Below are 18,249 nucleotides of genomic sequence, written 5' to 3' on the forward strand. Positions count from 1 at the left end.
GGCGACCGTTTTTCAGCTTCCGATGATCAGCAGGGCACCCAGCACGATCATGGTGGCGGCCACCAGGCCGTCCAGGACGCGCCAGGCGGCGGGCTTGGCGAGGAACCGGCCGAGCAGCCGCGCGCCGAAGCCGAGGGCGGTGAACCAGCACAGGCTCGCCAGTACGGCGCCGAGGCCGAAGGTCCAGCGCAGCGGGCCGTGGTCGGCGGCGACGGACCCGAGCAGGAACACCGTGTCGAGGTAGACGTGCGGGTTGAGCCAGGTCATCGCCAGGCAGGTCAGCACGGCCCGGCGCGCCGATCCGGCCGCCTCCCCCTCCGTGCGCAGCGCGCCGCCGTCCGGCCGGAACACCCGGCGGGCCGCCAGGGCGCCGTAGCCGAGCAGGAACGCGCCGCCGATCCAGCCCACGGCCGTCAGGGCGCCCGGCCAGGTCACCACCACCGCGCCGACCCCGCCGACCCCGAGCGCGATGAGCAGGGCGTCGGACAGGGCGCAGATGCCGACGACGGCGAGGACGGCCTGGCGGCGGATCCCCTGGCGCAGGACGAAGGCGTTCTGGGCGCCGATGGCGACGATGAGGGACAGGCCGGTGCCGAAACCCGCGGCCCCGGCGGTGAAGGTGCTGGTCATGGCGTCGACGCTACGGAGGGAGGCGTCTCGCGTACAGCTAAAGATTCTTACGTATCATTAGCACACGTGATGATGACGGATCTCCCGCTGGACCAGGTGCGGACCCTGCTCGCCGTCGTGGACGAGGGGACGTTCGACGCGGCGGCGGCCGCGCTGCACGTGACGCCGTCGGCGGTCAGCCAGCGCGTGAAGGCCCTGGAGCAGCGCACCGGACGGGTCCTGCTGCTGCGGACCAAGCCGGTGCGGCCGACGGAGTCGGGCGAGGTGCTGGTGCGGCTGGCCCGCCAGGTGGCCCGGCTGGAGCGCGACGCGTACGCGGAACTCGGCCTGAGCGGCGCCGGGGAGCCGACGCGGGTGTCGGTGGCGGTGAACGCGGACTCGCTGGCCACCTGGTTCCTCCCCGTGCTCAGCCGCGTGCCGGAGGAGCTGCGGCTCTGCTTCGAGCTGCGCCGGGAGGACGAGGACCACACGGCGGCACTGCTGCGGGAGGGGGTGGTGATGGCGGCGGTGACCTCGTCACCGGATCCCGTGCCGGGCTGTTCGGTACGGGCTCTCGGGCGGATGCGCTACCTCCCGGTGGCCGCGCCCGGCTTCGCCGCCCGGCGGCTCGGCGGCCCTCTGGAGGAGGTGCTGCCCGGCGCTCCCGTGGTGGCCTTCGACCGGCGGGACGACTTCCAGGACGACTTCGTCCGCCGGCTCACCCGGGGGCGGAGCAACGCGAGCGCGCTGCGGCACTACGTGCCGACCTCGGAGGGTTTCGCCGCGGCCGTCACGGCCGGACTGGGCTGGGGCCTGCTGCCCGAGGCCCAGGCGGAGCCCCTGCTGCGCGGCGGCAGGCTCGTCCCGCTCGCCGAGGACCGGGCCACCGACGTGCCGCTGTACTGGCAGCAGTGGAAGCTCGACTCGCCCGCGCTCCAGCAGGTGGCCCAGGCGGTGACGGCGACCGCCGCGGAGGCGCTGCGGCCTTGATGCCGGCGACTCCGCGGAAGCACTCGGGCGTGAAGCCGTCGACTACCGCGAAAGCGCTACGGCCTTGACGCGCCGGGGCTGTCGCCCAGCCGGGCCGCCGCGCTGTCCAGCAGCATCTCAAGGGCCGTCGGACAGGCGCTGGTGAGCATGCGGGTGGCGAGCAGCGGGGCCGCTTCGGCGATGCGGGGGTGGGTGGTGGCGGGCAGGCGGGCGTAGGTCGAGCGCCACATCTCCTCGTCGGCCCGGAGCGAGGCGCTCGGCAGGGCCAGCGAGGCGGCGTCGAGCGCGGCGAAGGCCAGGCTCGTGTCGATGAAGGCGTGGTAGACGCGCACCGCCTCCGGCAGCGGGAAGCCCGCGGTGCGCAGCACGTCCAGGACCGCCTCGTCGGCGGCGAGTTCGTTGGCCCGGCCCGAGACCCGGCTCGCGGTGAGCACCGCCGCCTGCGGGTGCGCCACGTACGCGGCGTGGATCCGCAGCCCGAGGGCCAGCAGGTCCTCCCGCCACTCCCCCGTGCGCCGCCAGCCGTCGAGGGCCTGGCCGATGAGGGCGTCGCCGATGGCGAGCGTCAGGTCGTCCATGCCCCGGAAGTACCGGTAGAGCGTGCTCGGGTCGGCGTCCAGGGCCAGGCCGAGCCTGCGGGCGGTCAGTCCGGCGCTGCCGTGCTCGCGCAGCACGCGCAGCGCGGTGTCGACGATCAGCCGCTCGGACAGCACGGTGCCGCTCCTGGTGGGCCTGCGCCGGCGGCGTTTCTCCTCGGGCACCACGCGCTTGGGCACGACGACTCCTCCTTATGCCAACGCCATTGACCTTATGACAGGGGGCCGCGTTGTATCTCCCCGGAGGGCGCGCCACGTTCTTCGCGACAAGGGAGTTTCTGTCATGCGTGTACTGCTCGTGGGCGCCGGTGGCGTGGGGTGCGCGATCACCCGGATCGCGGCGCGGCGGCCGTTCTTCGAGGCGATGGTGGTGGCCGATCACGACCCGGCGCGGGCCGGGGCGGCGGTCGCGGCGCTCGGCGGCGACGCCCGCTTCACGGCGGAGGAGGTGGACGCGCGTGACGAGGCGGCGGTGGCCCGGCTGCTCGCACGGCACCGCTGCGACGTCCTCCTCAACGCCACCGACCCCCGCTTCGTGATGCCGCTGTTCCGCGCGGCCCGCGCCGCGGGCGCCACCTACCTGGACATGGCGATGTCGCTGTCCCGCCCGCATGCCGAGCGGCCGTACGCGGAGTGCGGGGTCAAGCTCGGCGACGAGCAGTTCGCGCAGGCGGCGCGGTGGGCGGAGGAGGGCGTCCTGGCCCTGGTCGGCATGGGCGTGGAGCCGGGTCTGTCGGACGTGTTCGCGCGCTACGCCGCCGACGAACTCTTCGACGAGATCGAGGAGATCGGCATCCGCGACGGCGCGAACCTGACCGTCGACGGGCACGCCTTCGCCCCCTCGTTCAGCATCTGGACCACGATCGAGGAGTGCCTCAACCCACCGGTCGTCTACGAGGCCGGCCGGGGCTGGTTCACCACCGAACCCTTCAGCGAGCCCGAGGTGTTCGACTTCCCCGAGGGCATCGGCCCGGTCGAGTGCGTGAACGTGGAGCACGAGGAGGTGCTCCTCGTGCCGCGCTGGGTCGACGCCCGCCGGGTCACCTTCAAGTACGGCCTGGGCCGGGAGTTCGTCGAGACGCTGAAGACGCTGCACCTGCTGGGCCTGGACCGCACCGACCCGGTCACCGTGCCGGGGCCGGACGGCCCGGTGCCGGTCTCGCCCCGGGACGTGGTCGCCGCGTGCCTGCCCGACCCGGCGGCCCTGGGCGAGCGGATGCGCGGCAAGACCTGCGCCGGCACATGGGTGCGGGGCGTGAAGGACGGGCGGCCGCGTGAGGTGTACCTGTACCACGTGGTCGACAACCAGTGGTCCATGGCCGAGTACGGCTCCCAGGCCGTGGTCTGGCAGACCGCCGTCAATCCCGTGGTCGCGCTCGAACTCCTCGCCACGGGCGCCTGGTCGGGAGCGGGCGTGCTCGGACCGGAGGCGTTCCCGGCCCGCCCGTTCCTGGACCTGCTGACGGCGTACGGATCCCCCTGGGGCATGCGCGAGCAATGAGCGTGTCCGGGAAGGCGCTGTTTCACCAGGCGTCGACAGGTGACCCGAAAAGGAGTAAGCATCCGGACAAGCACGTTTCTACTGCGATGCAGGTGACTTCCATGGACAACTGGCGAGACCACTCTGCCTGCCGGCACGAGGACCCCGAGCTCTTCTTCCCGATCGGCACCTCCGGCCCGGCCCTGCTCCAGACGGAACAGGCCAAGGCGGTGTGCCGACGCTGCCCCGTCCAGGAGGAGTGCCTGCAGTGGGCGCTGGACACGGGGCAGTCCATCGGCGTGTGGGGCGGCACCAGCGAGACGGAACGGCGTGCCCTGAAGCGGCGCGCGGCCGCCCGGCGCCGCTCCGGCTGACACCCGCCGGAGCCCGCTGGGTCCGCCGGACCCAGCGGGTGATCCGCCCGCCGAACCCCTGGGGCGTCAGCTGCGACGCAGCGTCCCCCAGGGGTTCTCCTGCCGGTCCACCTCCGCCTTCGCCTCGTCGATCACCTGCTGGTCGAGCCGGCACATCGGCCGGACGTCGGCGACCAGCGGTTCGTTGTCGGGCCCGCGTGCGGTCTCCTTGCCCGCCAGCACCCACGGGTGGACACCGGGCCCCTTGTCGTGCGGCAGGTGGGCGTAGTCGTGCAGGCGGCGCGCCACCCACACCCGGACGGGCCGGTCCGCCCACCACTCCTCCACATCGAGCGGGTTGGCGGACAAACCCGGCATGGACACGCCCGTCAGGTCGTCCGTGCTGGACACGTCGCGGAGATCGGTCCCCGGGCCGCGCGACCAGCGGACGTACAGGCCCTGGTGCCGCTCGACCAGCTCCGTGAGTTCGGCGAGCGTGCGCACGACCGGCAGGTCGTCCGATCCACTCATGTCGTGACCTCCTCCCTCGACGCCGTCAGGCGGACGGAGTACCCGCCCGGCGCGAGCGGAATCGGAACGGCCCGTTCGGCGCGACGGGTGCCGGCACCCGGTCGGGGTTACGCTCGCGGCACACCCGTCCGTCGCAGAAGGGGCCGAGCATGAGCGTTCGCGTACGCCGCGTCTACGATCCGCCCGAGCCGGAGGACGGTGTGCGTGTCCTGGTCGACCGGCTGTGGCCGCGCGGCCTGGCGAAGGACGCGGCCCGGGTGGACGAGTGGCCCAAGGAGATCACCCCGTCGACGGAGCTGCGCCGCTGGTACCACGCGGGCGAGGGCTCGTACGAGGAGTTCACCGGGCGGTACGAGGCGGAGCTGGCCGGCGACGAGGCGGCCGAGGCCCTCGACCGGGTGCGGGAGCTGGCCCGCGCGGGCGACGTGACCCTGCTGACCGCGTCGAAGACGCCGGAGCGGAGTCACGCCGCGGTCCTGGCCCGCCTCCTTGAGGCGTGAGGGGACGGGCCGTCCCGTACGGTCAGGCGGTCTGCTTCGCCGCCGCCCGGCCGGCCGCCCGCCCGGAGAAGAGGCAGCCGCCGAGGAAGGTGCCCTCCAGGGCGTTGTAGCCGTGGACCCCGCCGCCGCCGAAACCGGCGACCTCCCCGGCCGCGTACAGGCCGTCGATCGGAGTGCCGTCGGTTCCGAGGGCGCGGGAGTCGAGGTCGGTCTGGATGCCGCCGAGCGTCTTGCGGGTGAGGATGTGCAGCTTGACGCCGATCAACGGGCCGGCCGCCGGGTCGAGGATGCGGTGCGGGGTGGCGACCCGGCCGAGGCGGTCGCCGATGTAGCGGCGGGCGTTGCGGATGCCCTGGACCTGGGCGTCCTTGGCGTAGGGGTTGGCGATCTGCAGGTCGCGGGCCTCGATCTGGCGGCGGATCCCGGCCGCGTCGAGCAGCGGCTTGTCGGTCAGCTCGTTCATCTTCTCCACGAGCTGCTCCAGGGAGGGCGCGGTCACGAAGTCGGCGCCCTTGCGCAGGAACGCGTCGACCGGTCCGGGCGCGCCCTTGCCGAGGATGCGTTCCTTGAGGAACCCGGCGCGGTCCTTGGCGGTGATGTCGGGGTTCTGCTCGGAGCCCGACAGCGCGAACTCCTTCTCGATGATCTTCTGGGTGAGGACGAACCAGGAGTGGTCGTACCCGGCGATGTCCTCGGTGGTGCGCAGGTGCTTCAGGGTGCCGAGGGTGTCGTAGCCGGGGAGGTACGGCCCGGGCAGGCGGCGGCCGAGGGCGTCGAACCACATCGAGGACGGTCCGGGCAGGATGCGGATGCCGTGGCCGGGCCAGATCGGGTCCCAGTTCCGCAGGCCCTCGGTGTAGTGCCACATGCGGTCCCGGTTGACCAGCCGGACGCCCGCCTCGGCGCTGATGTCGAGCATCCGGCCGTCGACGTAGGCCGGAACGCCCGTCACCATCTCGTTCGGCGGCGTGCCGAGGCGCTCGGGCCAGTAGCGGCGGACGATGTCGTGGTTGGCGCCGATGCCGCCGCTGGTGACGATGACCGCCTGGGCGGTGAGCTCGAACTCGCCGATCGCGTCGCGGTTGGAGGCGACGCCGCGGGGCGATCGGTCCTCGGCCAGGACCGTGCCGCGCACGCCGCGGGCGCTGCCGTCCTCGACGACCAGTTCGTCGACGCGGTGCCGGTGGTGGAAGGTGAGCAGGCCGTCGCGGGCGGCCTGCCTGGCGTACCGGACGAACGGTTCGACGACGCCGGTGCCGGTGCCCCAGGCGATGTGGAAGCGGGGCACGGTGTTGCCGTGCCCGTGCGCGGTGAGGTCGCCGCGCTCGGCCCAGCCGACGGTGGGCAGGAACGTGATGCCGTGGCCGTCGAGCCAGGACCGCTTCTCCCCCGCGGCGAACTCGACGTAGGCGCGCGCCCAGCGCACGGCCCAGGAGTCCTCGTCGTCGAGGCGGTCGAAGCCGGCGCTGCCCCGCCAGTCGCTCCAGGCGAGGTCGAAGGAGTCCTTGATGCCGAGGCGCCGCTGCTCCGGCGAGCCGACGAGGAACAGCCCGCCGAAGGACCAGAAGGCCTGTCCGCCGAGGTTGGCGGCGTTCTCCTGGTCGACGAGGGCGACCCTCCTGCCCCTGCTGGTCAGTTCGTGTGCCGCGACCAGGCCCGCGAGGCCCGCTCCGACGACGATGGCATCGGCATCCATGGCGACCGTTCCCTTCTTCGGTTCTTCTCTTCAGTTCTTCGCGCGATCGGGGGTGCCGCTGCCGTCGGTCAGCAGGGCCGTGAGCAGTTGCTTCAGCCAGGCACGGGCGTGCTCCACGTCCCGGTCCAGCAGCAGTTGCGTGGTGACGCCGTCGTACGCCGCGACCACGGCGTGGGCGGCGCCGTCGGTGTCGCCGAGGACGGGGGGCAGCGCGGTGTGCCCGCGGGCGCGGGCGAGCCGGTCGGCGATGGCCTGCCGCAGCCGGGCCCGGTGTTCCAGCAGGCTCCGCGCCACGTCCGGGTCGCGGGCGGCGTGCACGAGGAAGTCGGTCTTCACCAGGAGCCAGTCCCGGTCGAGGAGCAGCACCTCGGTGACGCGGTCCACGGCGGCCGGCACGTCGAGGTCGGGCCCGTCGAGGGCGAGGGCCCCGGAGACCTGCTCCGCGATCAGTTCGGCCCGCTCCTGGTAGAGGGCGAAGAACAGCTCGTCGAGGCTGGAGAAGTTGGAGTAGAAGGCGCCCCGGCTGTAGCCGGCGGCCTCGCACACTTCCTCGATGGAGACGTGCCCGAAGCCCTTGGCCGCGAACACGGCGAACGCCGCCCGCAGCAGGTTGGCGCGGGTGCGGACCCGGCGCCTGGTCACGCGCCCGGTGGTTCCGGTGGTTCCCTGCACGGCCGTCCCCCTCCTTTTCGATACAGCACTGTATTCGATACACCCATGTATCGACAGCGTTCGGCCTTCCGTGAAACGCATGGAACACACTTTCGATTAAGAGGTACGCTGGGCGCATGGCCGGGCATCACCTCCAGGGCTCCCTCTTCGACCAGGCCGACGAGCTGCGCCTCGGCCAGCTCGACGGGATCAGCCGCACCGACCTCGGCTTCGGCGCCTGGCTCGACGTGCTGCCCGGGTGGCTCAGCGGCTCCGACGAGCTGTTCGAACACCTGGCCGCCGAGGTGCCGTGGCGGGCGGAGCGCCGCCAGATGTACGACCACGTCGTCGACGTGCCGCGGCTGCTCGCGTTCTACGGCGCCGGCGATCCGCTGCCGCACCCCGTACTGGCCGAGGCGCGGGAGGCGCTGAGCGCCCACTACGCCGGGGAGCTGGGCGAGCCGTTCACCACGGCCGGGCTGTGCTACTACCGCGACGGCCGGGACAGCGTGGCCTGGCACGGCGACCGGATCGGGCGGGGCGCCCGCGAGGACACCATGGTCGCCATCCTGTCCGTGGGAGCGCCCCGGGACCTGCTGCTGCGCCCGATGCGGGGCGGTCGCGCCACCGTGCGCCGGCCCCTGGGCCACGGCGACCTGATCGTGATGGGCGGTTCCTGCCAGCGCACCTGGGAGCACTCGATCCCCAAGAGCACCCGCGCGACGGAGCCCCGCATCAGCATCCAGTTCCGCCCGCACGGCGTGCACTGAGCCGCGTCCAACGGCCAAGCCGCGCCGGCGCGTTGTGCCGCACCCGGCGACCCCGCCCCGCGCGGGGTCTGCTTTTCTTGTCCGGTCGGGCTGGGAGCGGGACCACACCACGGGGCGATCATGCGGGCAGACATACACCACGTCGCGGACGGCACCTACCTGGTGCACGGATCCAACACCAACTGGGTGATCCTCACGGAGGGGGACGCCGTCACGCTGGTCGACACCGGGTATCCCGGCGACCGGGAGCAGCTCCTCGCCTCGCTCGCGGAGGTGGGGAGCGCCCCGGAGGCCGTCACGGCGGTGCTGATCACGCACGCGCACAACGACCACCTGGGCTCCGCCGAGTACCTGCGGGCCACCTACGGCACGCCCGTGTACCTGCACCAGGCCGAAGTACCGCACGCGCGGCGGGAGTTCCTGCACCAGGTGTCCGTCGGCACGGTGCTGGCGAACGGCTGGCGGCCGGGAGTGCTGCCGTGGGCGGTGCACGCGCTGCGCTCGGGCGGCACGGCCCACCTCCCCGTCACCGCTCCCGAGGCGTTCCCCGGCGAGGCCGCCCTGGACCTGCCCGGGCGGCCGGTGCCGGTGCACACCCCGGGCCACACCGACGGGCACTGCGCCTACCACCTGCCGGGCACCGGTGTGCTGATCTCCGGCGACGCCCTGGTCAGCGGCCACCCCACCTCCCGGGTCGAGGGGCCGCAACTGCTGCCGGACATGTTCCACCGCGAGCGGTCCCGTGCCGTGGCCTCCCTGGACGTGCTCGCCGGGCTGGAGGGCGAGCTGCTGCTGCCCGGCCACGGGCCGGTCCACCGCGGCCCGGTCGGGGACGCCGCGCGCCGGGCGCGGGAACGCGCCCTCTAAAGTGAGGCGACGATCGGCGGCGAGACAAGGACACCCGGCGCATGGCACTGCAGATCAGCGCGACGAACCCGGAGCACCCCGCGCTCCTGCTGGAACTGCCGTGGGACGTGCCCCTGGAGGAGTGGCCGGAGGAGTACCTGGTGCCGCTGCCGCGCGGCATCTCCCGGCACGTGGTGCGCTACTCCCGCGCGGGCGAGGAGGTGATCGCCGTCAAGGAGCTGGCCGAGCGGCCCGCGCTGCGCGAGTACGAACTGCTGCGGGACCTGGACCGGCTCGGCATCCCGGCGGTGGACCCGCTGGCCGTGGTCACCGGCCGCACGGACCCGGACGGCGCCCCGCTGGAGAGCGTGCTGGTCACCCGGCACCTGGGCGGGTCGATGCCGTACCGCTCGATGTTCGAGACGACCATGCGCCCGGCCACCATGCACCGCCTGATGGACGCGCTGGCCGTGCTCCTGGTGCGGCTGCACCTTGCCGGGTTCGCGTGGGGCGACTGCTCGCTGTCCAACACCCTGTTCCGGCGGGACGCGGGCGCCTACGCGGCCTACCTGGTGGACGCGGAGACCGGTGACCTGCATCCGCAGCTCAGCCAGGGGCAGCGCGAGTACGACCTCGATCTCGCCCGGGTGAACATCAGCGGGGAGCTGCTGGACCTGGAGGCGTCCGGGGCGCTGCACCCGTCGGTGGACCCGATCGAGTTCGGCATGGAGATCTGCGCGCGCTACCGCGGCCTGTGGGACGAGCTGACGCGCACGTCCGTCTACCCGGCCGGCAAGTACCACTACATCGAACGCCGGATCCGGCGCCTGAACGACCTCGGCTTCGACGTGGCGGAGATGCAGATCGAGCACGCGTCGAACGGCGACACGGTCAGTTTTGTGCCGAAGGTCGTCGACGCGGGCCACCATCAGCGGCAGTTGCTGCGCCTGACCGGGCTGGACACGGAGGAGAACCAGGCCCGGCGGCTGCTGAACGACCTGGAGAGCTGGATGGCGACCCAGGAGGACTACGCCCCGGGCGACCCCCTGGGGGCCCGCCCGGAGGTGCTCGCCCACCGCTGGGTGCGCGAGGTGTTCCGTCCGACCGTGCGGGCCGTCCCGCCCGAACTGCGCGGCGCCATGGACCCGGCGGAGATCTACCACCAGCTCCTCGAGCACCGTTGGTACCTGTCCGAGCGGGCCCAGCACGACATAGGCCTCGACACGGCGGTCGAGGACTACATCGAGAACATCCTGCCGAAGGCCAGCGAGACGCTGCAGCCGACCGCGGAGTGAGCTACCGCTCCCGCGCGGCGTGCGGCACCACCGCCACGGGGCAGTCCGCGTGGTGCAGGACGCCGTGGGCCACCGAGCCGATGCGGGCGCCGACGGCGGTGCGGTGGGCGCGGCGGCCGACGACCATCAGCTGGGCCGTGCCGGCCACCGACAGCAGGACCTGGCCGGCGCTGCCCATCTCCACGTGCTCCTCCACCGGCACGTCGGGGAACCGCTCCCGCCAGGGCCGGACCGCGGCGGCCAGGGCCTTCTTCTCGTAGGGCTCCAGTCCCCCGGCCTCGTCGAGGAGCTTCAGCGAGCCCGGGCTGTAGGCGAAGACGGGCGGCAGCGTCCAGGCCCGCACGACCCGTACCGTCGCCCCGCGCGCGGCGGCCGTCTCGAAGGCGAACCGGAGCGCGTCGGCGCTGTCCTCCGGGTCGCCCTGCTGGCCCACGACGATCTCGCGCCCGGCGGCCTCGCCCGAGGGCCGGTCGCCGGCCCGGACGAGCACCACGGGCCGGGTGGTTTCGGCGATGACCTGCTGGCCGACCGAGCCGAGCAGGAAGCCGACGACGGGGCCGTGCCCGCGCGAGCCGAGCACCAGCAGCTCGGCGTCGGCCGCGGCGGCGACCAGGGTGTCGACGACCGCGCCCTCGACGACGTCGGTGGTCACGTCGAGGTCCGGGTGCCGTTCGGTGACGGTCGCGACGGCCTCGGTCACCGCGCTGTGCACCCACTCGGCCTGGCTGTCCGCGTCGCCCTCGATCCCCGCTTCGAGCGCCTCCTGCGGCTGGAACCGCCAGGCGTGCACCACGCGCAGCGGCCGTTCGCGCCGCACCGCCTCGCGGGCCGCCCAGCCGAGGGCCGCGAGGCTCTCCTGCGATCCGTCGACCCCTGCGGTGATCGGGCGTGTCATCCGGCTGCCTCCTTGGGAAAAGTCAGTGCGACGATGATCAGTCTTCCCTACCCTGCCCCCATGAGCTTGGAGTGGGAACAGGTGATGGTGGACTCGGCCGACCCCGAGGCGCTGGGCCGCTGGTGGGCCGAGGCGCTGGGCTGGGTGGTGGTGAACGACGAGCCCGACGAGTTCGAGATCCGGCCCGCCCCGGACCGGCTGCCCGGGCTGCTCTTCACGTCGGTGCCGGAGCGCAAGACGGTCAAGAACCGCCTGCACCTCGATTTCCGGCCCGACGACCAGGAGGCCGAGGTGGCCCGGCTGCTGGCGCTCGGCGCGCGGCGCGCCGACATCGGGCAGGGCGAGCAGCCGTGGGTGACGATGACCGACCCGGAGGGCAACGAGTTCTGCGTGCTGGGGGCCCGCAGGAGCTGATCTCCGTATCGGAGCGGGCCGCGGCGATCGAACATACGATGGGCGGAGGTCGGCGCGGCGCCCCGGGATGCCGCGCCGTGAGTCGACCGCCCGGTGTGGGGGACGTATGGCACAGGCCGCCGACACGGCGCGGACCGTCATCATGACCGTGGACGACGATCCGGGGGTCTCCCGGGCCGTGGCCCGGGACCTGCGGCGGCGGTACGGCGCGTCGTACCGGATCGTGCGCGCGGAGTCCGGCGAGTCGGCGCTGGAGGCGCTGCGGGAGCTGAAGCTGCGCGGCGATCTCGTGGCGGTGATCCTGGCGGACTACCGGATGCCGCAGATGAACGGGATCGAGTTCCTGGAACAGGCCCTGGACGTCTACCCGGGCGCGCGGCGGGTGCTGCTGACGGCGTACGCGGACACGCACGCGGCGATCGACGCGATCAACGTCGTCGACCTCGACCACTACCTCCTCAAGCCGTGGGACCCGCCCGAGGAGAAGCTGTACCCGGTCCTGGACGACCTGCTGCAGGCGTGGCGGTCCAGCGACTTCCGGCCGGTGCCCGCCACGAAGGTGGTCGGGCACCGCTGGTCGTCCCGCTCCTCCGAGGTGCGGGAGTTCCTCGCCCGCAACCAGGTGCCCTACCGCTGGTACTCCTCCGACGAGCCGGAGGGGCGGCGGCTGCTGGCCGCGGCCGGTGAGGACGGGCTGCGGCTGCCGGTCGTGATCACCCCGGACGGGACGCCGCTGGTCGAGCCGGAGGCCGTCGACCTCGCCGCCCGGGTCGGCCTGGCGACCACCCCGGCCGCGGAGTTCTACGACCTGGTCGTGATCGGCGGCGGCCCGGCCGGGCTCGGCGCGGCCGTCTACGGCGCCTCCGAGGGGCTGCGGACCGTGCTGGTGGAGCGCTCGGCGACCGGCGGGCAGGCCGGGCAGAGCTCCCGCATCGAGAACTACCTGGGCTTCCCCGACGGCGTGTCCGGGGCGCAGCTCACCGACCGCGCCCGGCGGCAGGCCGCCAAGTTCGGCGCGGAGATCCTCACCGCGCGCGAGGTGACGGCCCTGGAGGTCAACGGCGCCGCCCGCGTCGTGCGGTTCTCGGACGGTTCGGCGATCGCCGCGCACAGCGTGATCCTGGCGACGGGCGTGAGCTACCGGCAGCTCGATGCACCCGGCTGCGACGCCCTGACCGGGTGCGGGGTCTACTACGGGTCCGCCCTGACGGAGGCGCCCGCCTGCCAGGGGCAGGACGTGTACATCGTCGGCGGCGCCAACTCGGCCGGGCAGGCGGCGATGTACCTGTCCCGGGGTGCCAAGTCGGTGACGCTGCTGGTGCGCGGCGAGTCGCTGACGGCGTCGATGTCGCACTACCTGATCCAGCAGATCGAGGAGTCCCCCAACATCCGGGTGCGGGCCCGCACGGTCGTCGAGGAGGCGCACGGCGACGGCCGGCTGGAACGGCTGACCCTGCGGGACGTGGACACAGGCGAGACCGAACAGGTCGACGCGCAGTGGATGTTCGTGTTCATCGGCGCGGCCCCGCTGACCGGCTGGCTGGACGGCACGGTGCTGCGCGACGAGCGCGGCTTCATCCTCGCCGGGCCCGACCTGAGCGCCGACGGCCGTCCGCCCGAGGGCTGGGAGCTGGACCGGCCGCCGTACCACCTGGAGACCAGTGTGCCCGGCGTGTTCGTGGCGGGCGACGCCCGCTCGGAGTCCGCCAAGCGGGTCGCGTCCGCCGTCGGAGAGGGAGCCATGGCCGTGATGCTCGTCCACCGGTACCTGGAGCAGTCGTGAGCGGGCGGGCCGTGCCCTGCAGCCCGCAGGAGATCGGCTCCCTGTTCCTGTTCGAGAAGCTGACGCCCGAGCAGCTCGGCCGGTTGTGCGCGGAAGGGCGGATGGAGCGGTTCGAGCCCGGGCCCGTGTACGCCGAGGGCGACCCCGCCACCTGCTTCTACGTGATGCTGGAGGGCACGGTCGTGCTGTACCGCCGGGTCGGCGGGGACGACGTGGAGGTGACCCGTACCTCCCAGCGCGGGGTGTACGCGGGGTCCATGCAGGCGTACCTGGGCGACCGGGTGCGGCAGGTCTACAACAACTCCATGCGCGTGACCGAGCCGACGCGCTTCTTCGTGCTGCCCGCCGACACGTTCGCGCAGATCATGCAGGAGTGGTTCCCGATGGCGGTGCATCTGCTGGAGGGGCTCTTCTTCGGTTCGAAGAGCACCGAGCGGGCCATCGGGCAGCGCGAACGGCTGCTGGCGCTCGGCTCGTTGTCCGCGGGTCTCACGCACGAGCTGAACAACCCGGCCGCGGCGGCCGTGCGGGCGACCGCGACGCTGCGGGAGCGGGTCGGCAAGATGCGGCACAAGCTGGCGGTCATCGCGCAGGGTTCGTACGCCCCCGAGGTGATGGCGAAGCTCATCGACATCCAGGAGCGCTGCGCCGAGCGCGTCTCCAAGGCGCCCGTGCTCAGCCCGCTGGAGGCCTCCGACCGGGAGGACGTGCTCACCGACTGGCTCGACGACCGGGGCATCCCGGACGGCTGGCGGATCGCGCCCACGTTCGTGCAGGCCGGTCTCGACGTGGACTGGCTGGACCAGGTCGCGGCCGCCGTGGACGAGGAGACGCTGCCGAGCGCGATCGGCTGGCTGAACTACACCGTCGAGACCGAGCTGCTGATGGACGAGATCAACGACTCGGCCACGCGCATCTCGCACCTCGTCGACGCGGCGAAGCAGTACTCGCAGCTCGACCGGGCCCCGTTCCGGAACGCCGACGTGCACGAACTCCTCGACTCCACCCTGCTGATGCTGTCGGGCAAGATCGGCCCGCAGATCAAGGTCGTCAAGGAGTACGACCGGACACTGCCGAAGATCCCGGCGTACCCGGCGGAGCTCAACCAGGTGTGGACGAACCTGATCGACAACGCGGTCTCGGCGATGAACAGCGCCGGCGGCGAAGGGACGTTGACCGTGCGGACGGCACGGGACCACGACCGGCTGCTGGTGGAGTTCCGGGACACGGGCGTCGGGATCCCGGCGGAGGACCGGGGGCGGATCTTCGACCCGTTCTTCACGACGAAGCCCGTGGGCGAGGGGACCGGGCTCGGGCTCGACATCTCCTGGCGGATCGTGGTCAACAAGCACCACGGGAGCATCCAGGTGGAGTCGGAGCCCGGGGACACGCGGTTCCAGGTGCTGCTGCCGCTGACGGCGGCCGAGGAGGAGTCGGCATGAGTGGTGGGAACGGGATCGATCCGAGTGTGCCGCCGAGCGGCAGCGGGTGCGTGGAGTGCGACGCGGCCGGGGGCTGGTGGTTCCATCTGCGGCGGTGCGCGCAGTGCGGGCACGTGGGGTGTTGTGACAGTTCGCCCGGGAAGCACGCGACGGCTCATTTCCGGCAGACCGGGCATCCCTTCGTGCAGAGCTTCGAGCCGGGTGAGAGCTGGTTCTGGAGCTTCGAGACGAACGAGTTGTACGAGGGTGGCCCGGAGTTGGCCGGGCCGGTGAGTCACCCGCGGGAGCAGCCCGCGCCGGGGCCCGCCGGACGGGTGCCGGCGGACTGGGCCAGGGTCCTGCGGGCCCAGTAGTCCGGTACGCGCCGCCGGCCGGCGGCCGCGGGTTGTTCATGGTTGATCGCGCAGTACCCCGCGCCCCCGAAAAAGAAGGGTGGTCCAGTGCCGCAGGCTTCGTTCATCGCGCCGGTCGTCGGGAGGGAAGCCGAACTCACGCGGCTCTCCGAGGTGCTGCGGCGTGCGTGCGAGGGTGAGGCCCGTGCCGTGCTCCTCGCCGGGGACGCCGGTGTCGGCAAGACGCGGGTGCTGGACGAGGCCGGGAAGCGGGCCGCCGCCGCGGGCATGACCGTGGTCGCCGGGCACTGCGTGGATCTCGGGGACGTCGGACTGCCCTATCTGCCGTTCACCGAGATCCTGGGGGTGCTCGCCGCCGACGAGCGGTTCTCCGCCGCCCTGGCGGCCCATCCCGTGGTCGAGCGGCTGCTGGGTGCCGGGACCGACGCCGTGCGCGATGTGGACGCGCGGCTGCGGCTGTTCGAGGGGGTCGCCGGGCTGCTCGCCGACGTGGCGGAGGTCGCCCCCCTGTTGCTCGTGCTGGAGGACCTGCACTGGGCCGACCAGTCGTCGCGGGACCTGCTGCGGTTCCTGCTGGGCCGGGGCGTCCTGCGGCACCGGCTGGCGGTGTTCGCCTCGTACCGGGCGGACGATCTGCACCGCCGGCATCCGCTGCGGCCGCTGCTGGCGGAGCTGGTGCGGCTGCCCGCCGTGGAGCGGCTGGAGCTGCGGCCGCTGGCCGATTCCGACGTGGACCGGCTGGTGCGGGCCCTCGAACGACGTCCGCTGCCGGACGCCACCGTACGGCGGATCGTCGAGCGGGCCGAGGGCAACGCCTTCTACGCGGAGGAACTGCTCGCGGCCACCGACACCGAGGCGGGCGGGGTGCCCAGCGGACTCGCCGATGTGCTGCTGATCCGTTTCGAGCAGCTCTCCGACACGGCCCAGCAGGTGCTGCGGACCGCGGCCGTCGCCGGGCGCCGGGTGGAGCACGAGCTGCTGCGGGAGGCGGTCGGGCTGCCCGAGGAGGCACTGGAGTCGGCGCTGCGCGAGGCGGTGGGGCGGCAGTTGCTCGTCGCCGGGGACGACGACACGTACTCCTTCCGGCACGCCCTCGCCCGGGAGGCCGTCTACGCCGATCTGCTCCCCGGGGAGCGGTCGAGGCTGCACGGCGCGTTCGCGCGGCTGCTCGCCGGGCGCTGGCGCCGTGCCGAGAGCGCCGCCGAACGCGCCCATCACTACCGGGAGAGCCACGACCTCGCCGAGGCGTTGGCCGCTTCGTTGGAGGCGGCCGACCACGCCCAGCGGGTCGGCGCGCCGGCCGAGGAGCAGCGGCACCTCGAGGCGGCCCTGGACCTGTGGCCGGCCGTCGGCGCCGAGGCCCGGCCCTCCGGCCGGGGCGCCGACCGCGTGACGCTGACGCTGCGCGCCTCGGCGGCCGCCGCGCACGCCGGCGAGTTGCACCGGGCGGTCTCCCTCGCCCGGTCCGCACTGGCGGAACTCGGGCAGGACGCCGACTCCGAACTGGCCGCCCGGGTCCGCTACACACTCGCCGGGAACCTGCTGAGCGTGGACAGCCTGACGGCCGCGTTCGCCTACAGCAGCGAGGCGCTGGCGATGATCCCCGAGGAGCCCGCGTCGGTCACGTGGGTGTGGGCGGCGGCCACGCACGCCATGGCCGCGCGGCACATCGGGAAGAACGACACCGCGCTGCGGGTCGCCCGGCGGGCCCTGAGCGTGGCCGAGGAGCTGGGGGTGACCGACGCGCAGGCGGACCTGCTGATCTCCCTGGCCGTCTTCGACGGAGGCGGCCGACGCGGTCCCGAGGGCCGCGAGCTGCTGCTGCGGGCCCGGGAGCTGGCCCGGAGTTCCGGCAACGCGGCCGTGGAGCTGCGGGCCCTGTTCAACCTGGCCATGGGCTGCTACGAGAACGGGGAGCCGGCGGAGTGCCTGCCCTGGCTGACGGAGGGCCTGGACCGGGCCCGGCGTGCCGGGCTGCTGTCCTCGCCGTACCCGCTGGAGATGCGGTACCTGCGGCTGCTGGTGCTGTACGCGCTGGGCCGCTGGGACGAGTGCGTCCGCGCGGCGCGGGCCGATGCCGAGGTGCTGCCGGCCGCCGGCGGGTACACGGCCGGTCCCGCGCTGTACGTGGCGCTGGCCCGCGGCGACCTCACGGCGGCGGACCGGGCACGCGCCCTGCTGGAGGGGCCCTTCGACTGGATGGCCACCCTGGTGGCGGGCATCGTGCTCACCGACGCCGCGGCGCTGCGCCGTGATCCGGAGGAGGCGGTGCGCCGGATGCGCTCCACGGTCGCGGCCCTCACCGACGAGGCGGGCACCCGCCCGGACGTGACGGTCCGGCTCGCCGCACTGGCGTTGTCGGCCGTCGCCGACGCGGCCGTCGGACTGCGGCTGACCGGCGACGAGTCCGGGGCGCGCCGCTGGGCGGACACGGCGACGGAACTGGTGGAGTCGGCGCGGGCCGTCGCCGGCCGCGGTCAGAACGACACGCCGCAGGGCCCGGAGGGGCAGGCGTGGCTGGCCCGGGCCGAGGCGGAGTGGATCCGGGCCGTGTCGGGGCCGGACGCGGCGGCCTGGTCGGCGGCGGTGGAAGCGTTCACCTACGGCGACGTCCACGAGCGGGCGCGGTGCCGGCTGCGGTACGCCGAGGCCCTGGTGGCGGCCGGACGTCGCGAGGAGGCGGCGGCGGAGGCCCGGGGGGTCCGGGAGACCGCGGACCGGCTCGGTGCCGTGCCGCTGCGGGAGCAGGTGGACGCCCTGGTCCGGCGCGCCCGGCTGTCGGACGCCCCGCCCGCCGGAGACCGGGCCGGTGTGCTCACCGCGCGTGAGCAGGACGTGCTGCGGCTGCTCGCGCTCGGCCGCAGCAACCGGCAGATCGGCGAGGAGCTGTTCATCAGCGGCAAGACGGCGAGCGTCCACGTCTCCAACATCCTCGCCAAGCTGGGCGCTTCGAGCCGCGGCGAGGCGGTGGCGGTGGCGTACCGGGAGGGCCTGATCGCCCCGGAGCCGTCGGCGTCCTGAGGACCGGCTGGCCTCTGCAGCGGT

Annotated in this window: 18 protein-coding genes; 12 read left to right on the top strand and 6 right to left on the bottom strand. The window is 73.5% G+C overall.

What is annotated here, in order from left to right; translation table 11 throughout:
* Nucleotides 1-12: 12 nt before the first annotated feature.
* Nucleotides 13-630 (bottom strand): LysE/ArgO family amino acid transporter, encoded by a 618-nt coding sequence (locus tag C1703_RS00960; RefSeq protein ID WP_114250061.1) that lies wholly within the window; start codon nt 628-630, stop codon nt 13-15.
* Nucleotides 631-699: 69 nt separating this feature from the next.
* On the opposite strand from C1703_RS00960, the gene C1703_RS00965 reads away from it, so the two are divergent.
* Nucleotides 700-1,599 (top strand): LysR family transcriptional regulator ArgP, encoded by a 900-nt coding sequence (locus tag C1703_RS00965; RefSeq protein ID WP_114250062.1) that lies wholly within the window; start codon nt 700-702, stop codon nt 1,597-1,599.
* A 56-nt stretch (nt 1,600-1,655) separates the two neighbouring features.
* Here the strand turns inward: C1703_RS00965 and C1703_RS00970 are convergent, their stop codons facing one another.
* Nucleotides 1,656-2,375, bottom strand: a complete 720-nt coding sequence (locus C1703_RS00970) for a TetR/AcrR family transcriptional regulator (RefSeq protein ID WP_114250063.1) — start codon at nt 2,373-2,375, stop codon at nt 1,656-1,658.
* Between the two features lie 103 nt (nt 2,376-2,478).
* Between C1703_RS00970 and C1703_RS00975 the strand changes: the two genes are divergently transcribed.
* The gene (locus tag C1703_RS00975; RefSeq protein ID WP_114250064.1) at nt 2,479-3,696 is read left to right on the top strand and encodes a saccharopine dehydrogenase C-terminal domain-containing protein; all 1,218 of its coding nucleotides are present in this window, start codon (nt 2,479-2,481) and stop codon (nt 3,694-3,696) included.
* A 101-nt stretch (nt 3,697-3,797) separates the two neighbouring features.
* On the top strand, nt 3,798-4,049 hold the full coding sequence (locus C1703_RS00980; RefSeq protein ID WP_114257228.1) for a WhiB family transcriptional regulator: 252 nt from the start codon (nt 3,798-3,800) through the stop codon (nt 4,047-4,049).
* Between the two features lie 66 nt (nt 4,050-4,115).
* Here the strand turns inward: C1703_RS00980 and C1703_RS00985 are convergent, their stop codons facing one another.
* Nucleotides 4,116-4,559: a DUF6098 family protein gene (locus tag C1703_RS00985; protein ID WP_114250065.1), complete on the bottom strand. Its 444-nt coding sequence runs from the start codon at nt 4,557-4,559 to the stop codon at nt 4,116-4,118.
* A 149-nt stretch (nt 4,560-4,708) separates the two neighbouring features.
* Between C1703_RS00985 and C1703_RS00990 the strand changes: the two genes are divergently transcribed.
* On the top strand, nt 4,709-5,059 hold the full coding sequence (locus tag C1703_RS00990; protein WP_114250066.1) for a DUF488 family protein: 351 nt from the start codon (nt 4,709-4,711) through the stop codon (nt 5,057-5,059).
* A 22-nt stretch (nt 5,060-5,081) separates the two neighbouring features.
* Here the strand turns inward: C1703_RS00990 and C1703_RS00995 are convergent, their stop codons facing one another.
* Together C1703_RS00995 and C1703_RS01000 are read right to left on the bottom strand one after the other, a co-directional pair.
* Nucleotides 5,082-6,755 carry an FAD-binding dehydrogenase gene (locus C1703_RS00995; protein WP_114250067.1) on the bottom strand — a complete coding sequence of 558 codons (1,674 nt, stop codon included), beginning with the start codon at nt 6,753-6,755 and terminating at the stop codon, nt 5,082-5,084.
* Between the two features lie 30 nt (nt 6,756-6,785).
* Nucleotides 6,786-7,427, bottom strand: coding sequence for a TetR/AcrR family transcriptional regulator (locus C1703_RS01000; RefSeq protein WP_114250068.1), 642 nt, complete (start codon nt 7,425-7,427; stop codon nt 6,786-6,788).
* 116 nt (nt 7,428-7,543) lie between these two features.
* On the opposite strand from C1703_RS01000, the gene C1703_RS01005 reads away from it, so the two are divergent.
* The 3 genes from C1703_RS01005 to C1703_RS01015 all read left to right on the top strand — a co-directional run bounded on the left by C1703_RS01005 (nt 7,544) and on the right by C1703_RS01015 (nt 10,317).
* On the top strand, nt 7,544-8,176 hold the full coding sequence (locus tag C1703_RS01005; protein ID WP_114250069.1) for an alpha-ketoglutarate-dependent dioxygenase AlkB: 633 nt from the start codon (nt 7,544-7,546) through the stop codon (nt 8,174-8,176).
* A gap of 120 nt (nt 8,177-8,296) precedes the next feature.
* Nucleotides 8,297-9,043, top strand: coding sequence for an MBL fold metallo-hydrolase (locus tag C1703_RS01010; protein ID WP_114250070.1), 747 nt, complete (start codon nt 8,297-8,299; stop codon nt 9,041-9,043).
* Nucleotides 9,044-9,084: 41 nt separating this feature from the next.
* Nucleotides 9,085-10,317: a DUF4032 domain-containing protein gene (locus C1703_RS01015; RefSeq protein ID WP_114250071.1), complete on the top strand. Its 1,233-nt coding sequence runs from the start codon at nt 9,085-9,087 to the stop codon at nt 10,315-10,317.
* A gap of 1 nt (nt 10,318) precedes the next feature.
* Here C1703_RS01015 and C1703_RS01020 read toward each other — a convergent pair whose 3' ends face one another.
* Nucleotides 10,319-11,212 (bottom strand): universal stress protein, encoded by an 894-nt coding sequence (locus tag C1703_RS01020; protein ID WP_114250072.1) that lies wholly within the window; start codon nt 11,210-11,212, stop codon nt 10,319-10,321.
* A gap of 60 nt (nt 11,213-11,272) precedes the next feature.
* Here C1703_RS01020 and C1703_RS01025 point away from each other — a divergent pair, with 60 nt between their 5' ends.
* The 5 genes from C1703_RS01025 (at nt 11,273) to C1703_RS01045 (ending at nt 18,225) form a co-directional block, all read left to right on the top strand.
* Complete coding sequence (locus C1703_RS01025) at nt 11,273-11,626, top strand: VOC family protein (RefSeq protein WP_114250073.1); 354 nt, start codon at nt 11,273-11,275, stop codon at nt 11,624-11,626.
* Between the two features lie 106 nt (nt 11,627-11,732).
* Nucleotides 11,733-13,409 (top strand): FAD-dependent oxidoreductase, encoded by a 1,677-nt coding sequence (locus tag C1703_RS01030; RefSeq protein WP_114250074.1) that lies wholly within the window; start codon nt 11,733-11,735, stop codon nt 13,407-13,409.
* Nucleotides 13,406-14,851: an ATP-binding protein gene (locus C1703_RS01035; protein WP_114250075.1), complete on the top strand. Its 1,446-nt coding sequence runs from the start codon at nt 13,406-13,408 to the stop codon at nt 14,849-14,851. The genes C1703_RS01030 and C1703_RS01035 overlap by 4 nt, the downstream gene beginning before the upstream one ends.
* Entirely contained in the window at nt 14,848-15,204 is a 357-nt protein-coding gene (locus tag C1703_RS01040) for a UBP-type zinc finger domain-containing protein (protein WP_114250076.1), read from the top strand. Before C1703_RS01035 ends, C1703_RS01040 begins: the two co-directional genes overlap by 4 nt.
* 87 nt (nt 15,205-15,291) lie before the next feature.
* Nucleotides 15,292-18,225 (top strand): helix-turn-helix transcriptional regulator, encoded by a 2,934-nt coding sequence (locus C1703_RS01045; protein ID WP_114250077.1) that lies wholly within the window; start codon nt 15,292-15,294, stop codon nt 18,223-18,225.
* The last annotated feature ends 24 nt before the right edge of the window (nt 18,226-18,249 follow it).

The sequence above is a fragment of the Streptomyces sp. Go-475 genome (assembly GCF_003330845.1).
Classification (GTDB): domain Bacteria; phylum Actinomycetota; class Actinomycetes; order Streptomycetales; family Streptomycetaceae; genus Streptomyces.

Coding starts and splice junctions, on each gene's coding strand:
- C1703_RS00960 (WP_114250061.1), bottom strand. CDS start 630: ATGACCAGCACCTTCACCGCCGGGGCCGCGGGTTTCGGCACCGGCCTG.
- C1703_RS00965 (WP_114250062.1), top strand. CDS start 700: ATGATGACGGATCTCCCGCTGGACCAGGTGCGGACCCTGCTCGCCGTC.
- C1703_RS00975 (WP_114250064.1), top strand. CDS start 2,479: ATGCGTGTACTGCTCGTGGGCGCCGGTGGCGTGGGGTGCGCGATCACC.
- C1703_RS00980 (WP_114257228.1), top strand. CDS start 3,798: ATGGACAACTGGCGAGACCACTCTGCCTGCCGGCACGAGGACCCCGAG.
- C1703_RS00985 (WP_114250065.1), bottom strand. CDS start 4,559: ATGAGTGGATCGGACGACCTGCCGGTCGTGCGCACGCTCGCCGAACTC.
- C1703_RS00990 (WP_114250066.1), top strand. CDS start 4,709: ATGAGCGTTCGCGTACGCCGCGTCTACGATCCGCCCGAGCCGGAGGAC.
- C1703_RS00995 (WP_114250067.1), bottom strand. CDS start 6,755: ATGGATGCCGATGCCATCGTCGTCGGAGCGGGCCTCGCGGGCCTGGTC.
- C1703_RS01005 (WP_114250069.1), top strand. CDS start 7,544: ATGGCCGGGCATCACCTCCAGGGCTCCCTCTTCGACCAGGCCGACGAG.
- C1703_RS01010 (WP_114250070.1), top strand. CDS start 8,297: ATGCGGGCAGACATACACCACGTCGCGGACGGCACCTACCTGGTGCAC.
- C1703_RS01015 (WP_114250071.1), top strand. CDS start 9,085: ATGGCACTGCAGATCAGCGCGACGAACCCGGAGCACCCCGCGCTCCTG.
- C1703_RS01020 (WP_114250072.1), bottom strand. CDS start 11,212: ATGACACGCCCGATCACCGCAGGGGTCGACGGATCGCAGGAGAGCCTC.
- C1703_RS01025 (WP_114250073.1), top strand. CDS start 11,273: ATGAGCTTGGAGTGGGAACAGGTGATGGTGGACTCGGCCGACCCCGAG.
- C1703_RS01030 (WP_114250074.1), top strand. CDS start 11,733: ATGGCACAGGCCGCCGACACGGCGCGGACCGTCATCATGACCGTGGAC.
- C1703_RS01040 (WP_114250076.1), top strand. CDS start 14,848: ATGAGTGGTGGGAACGGGATCGATCCGAGTGTGCCGCCGAGCGGCAGC.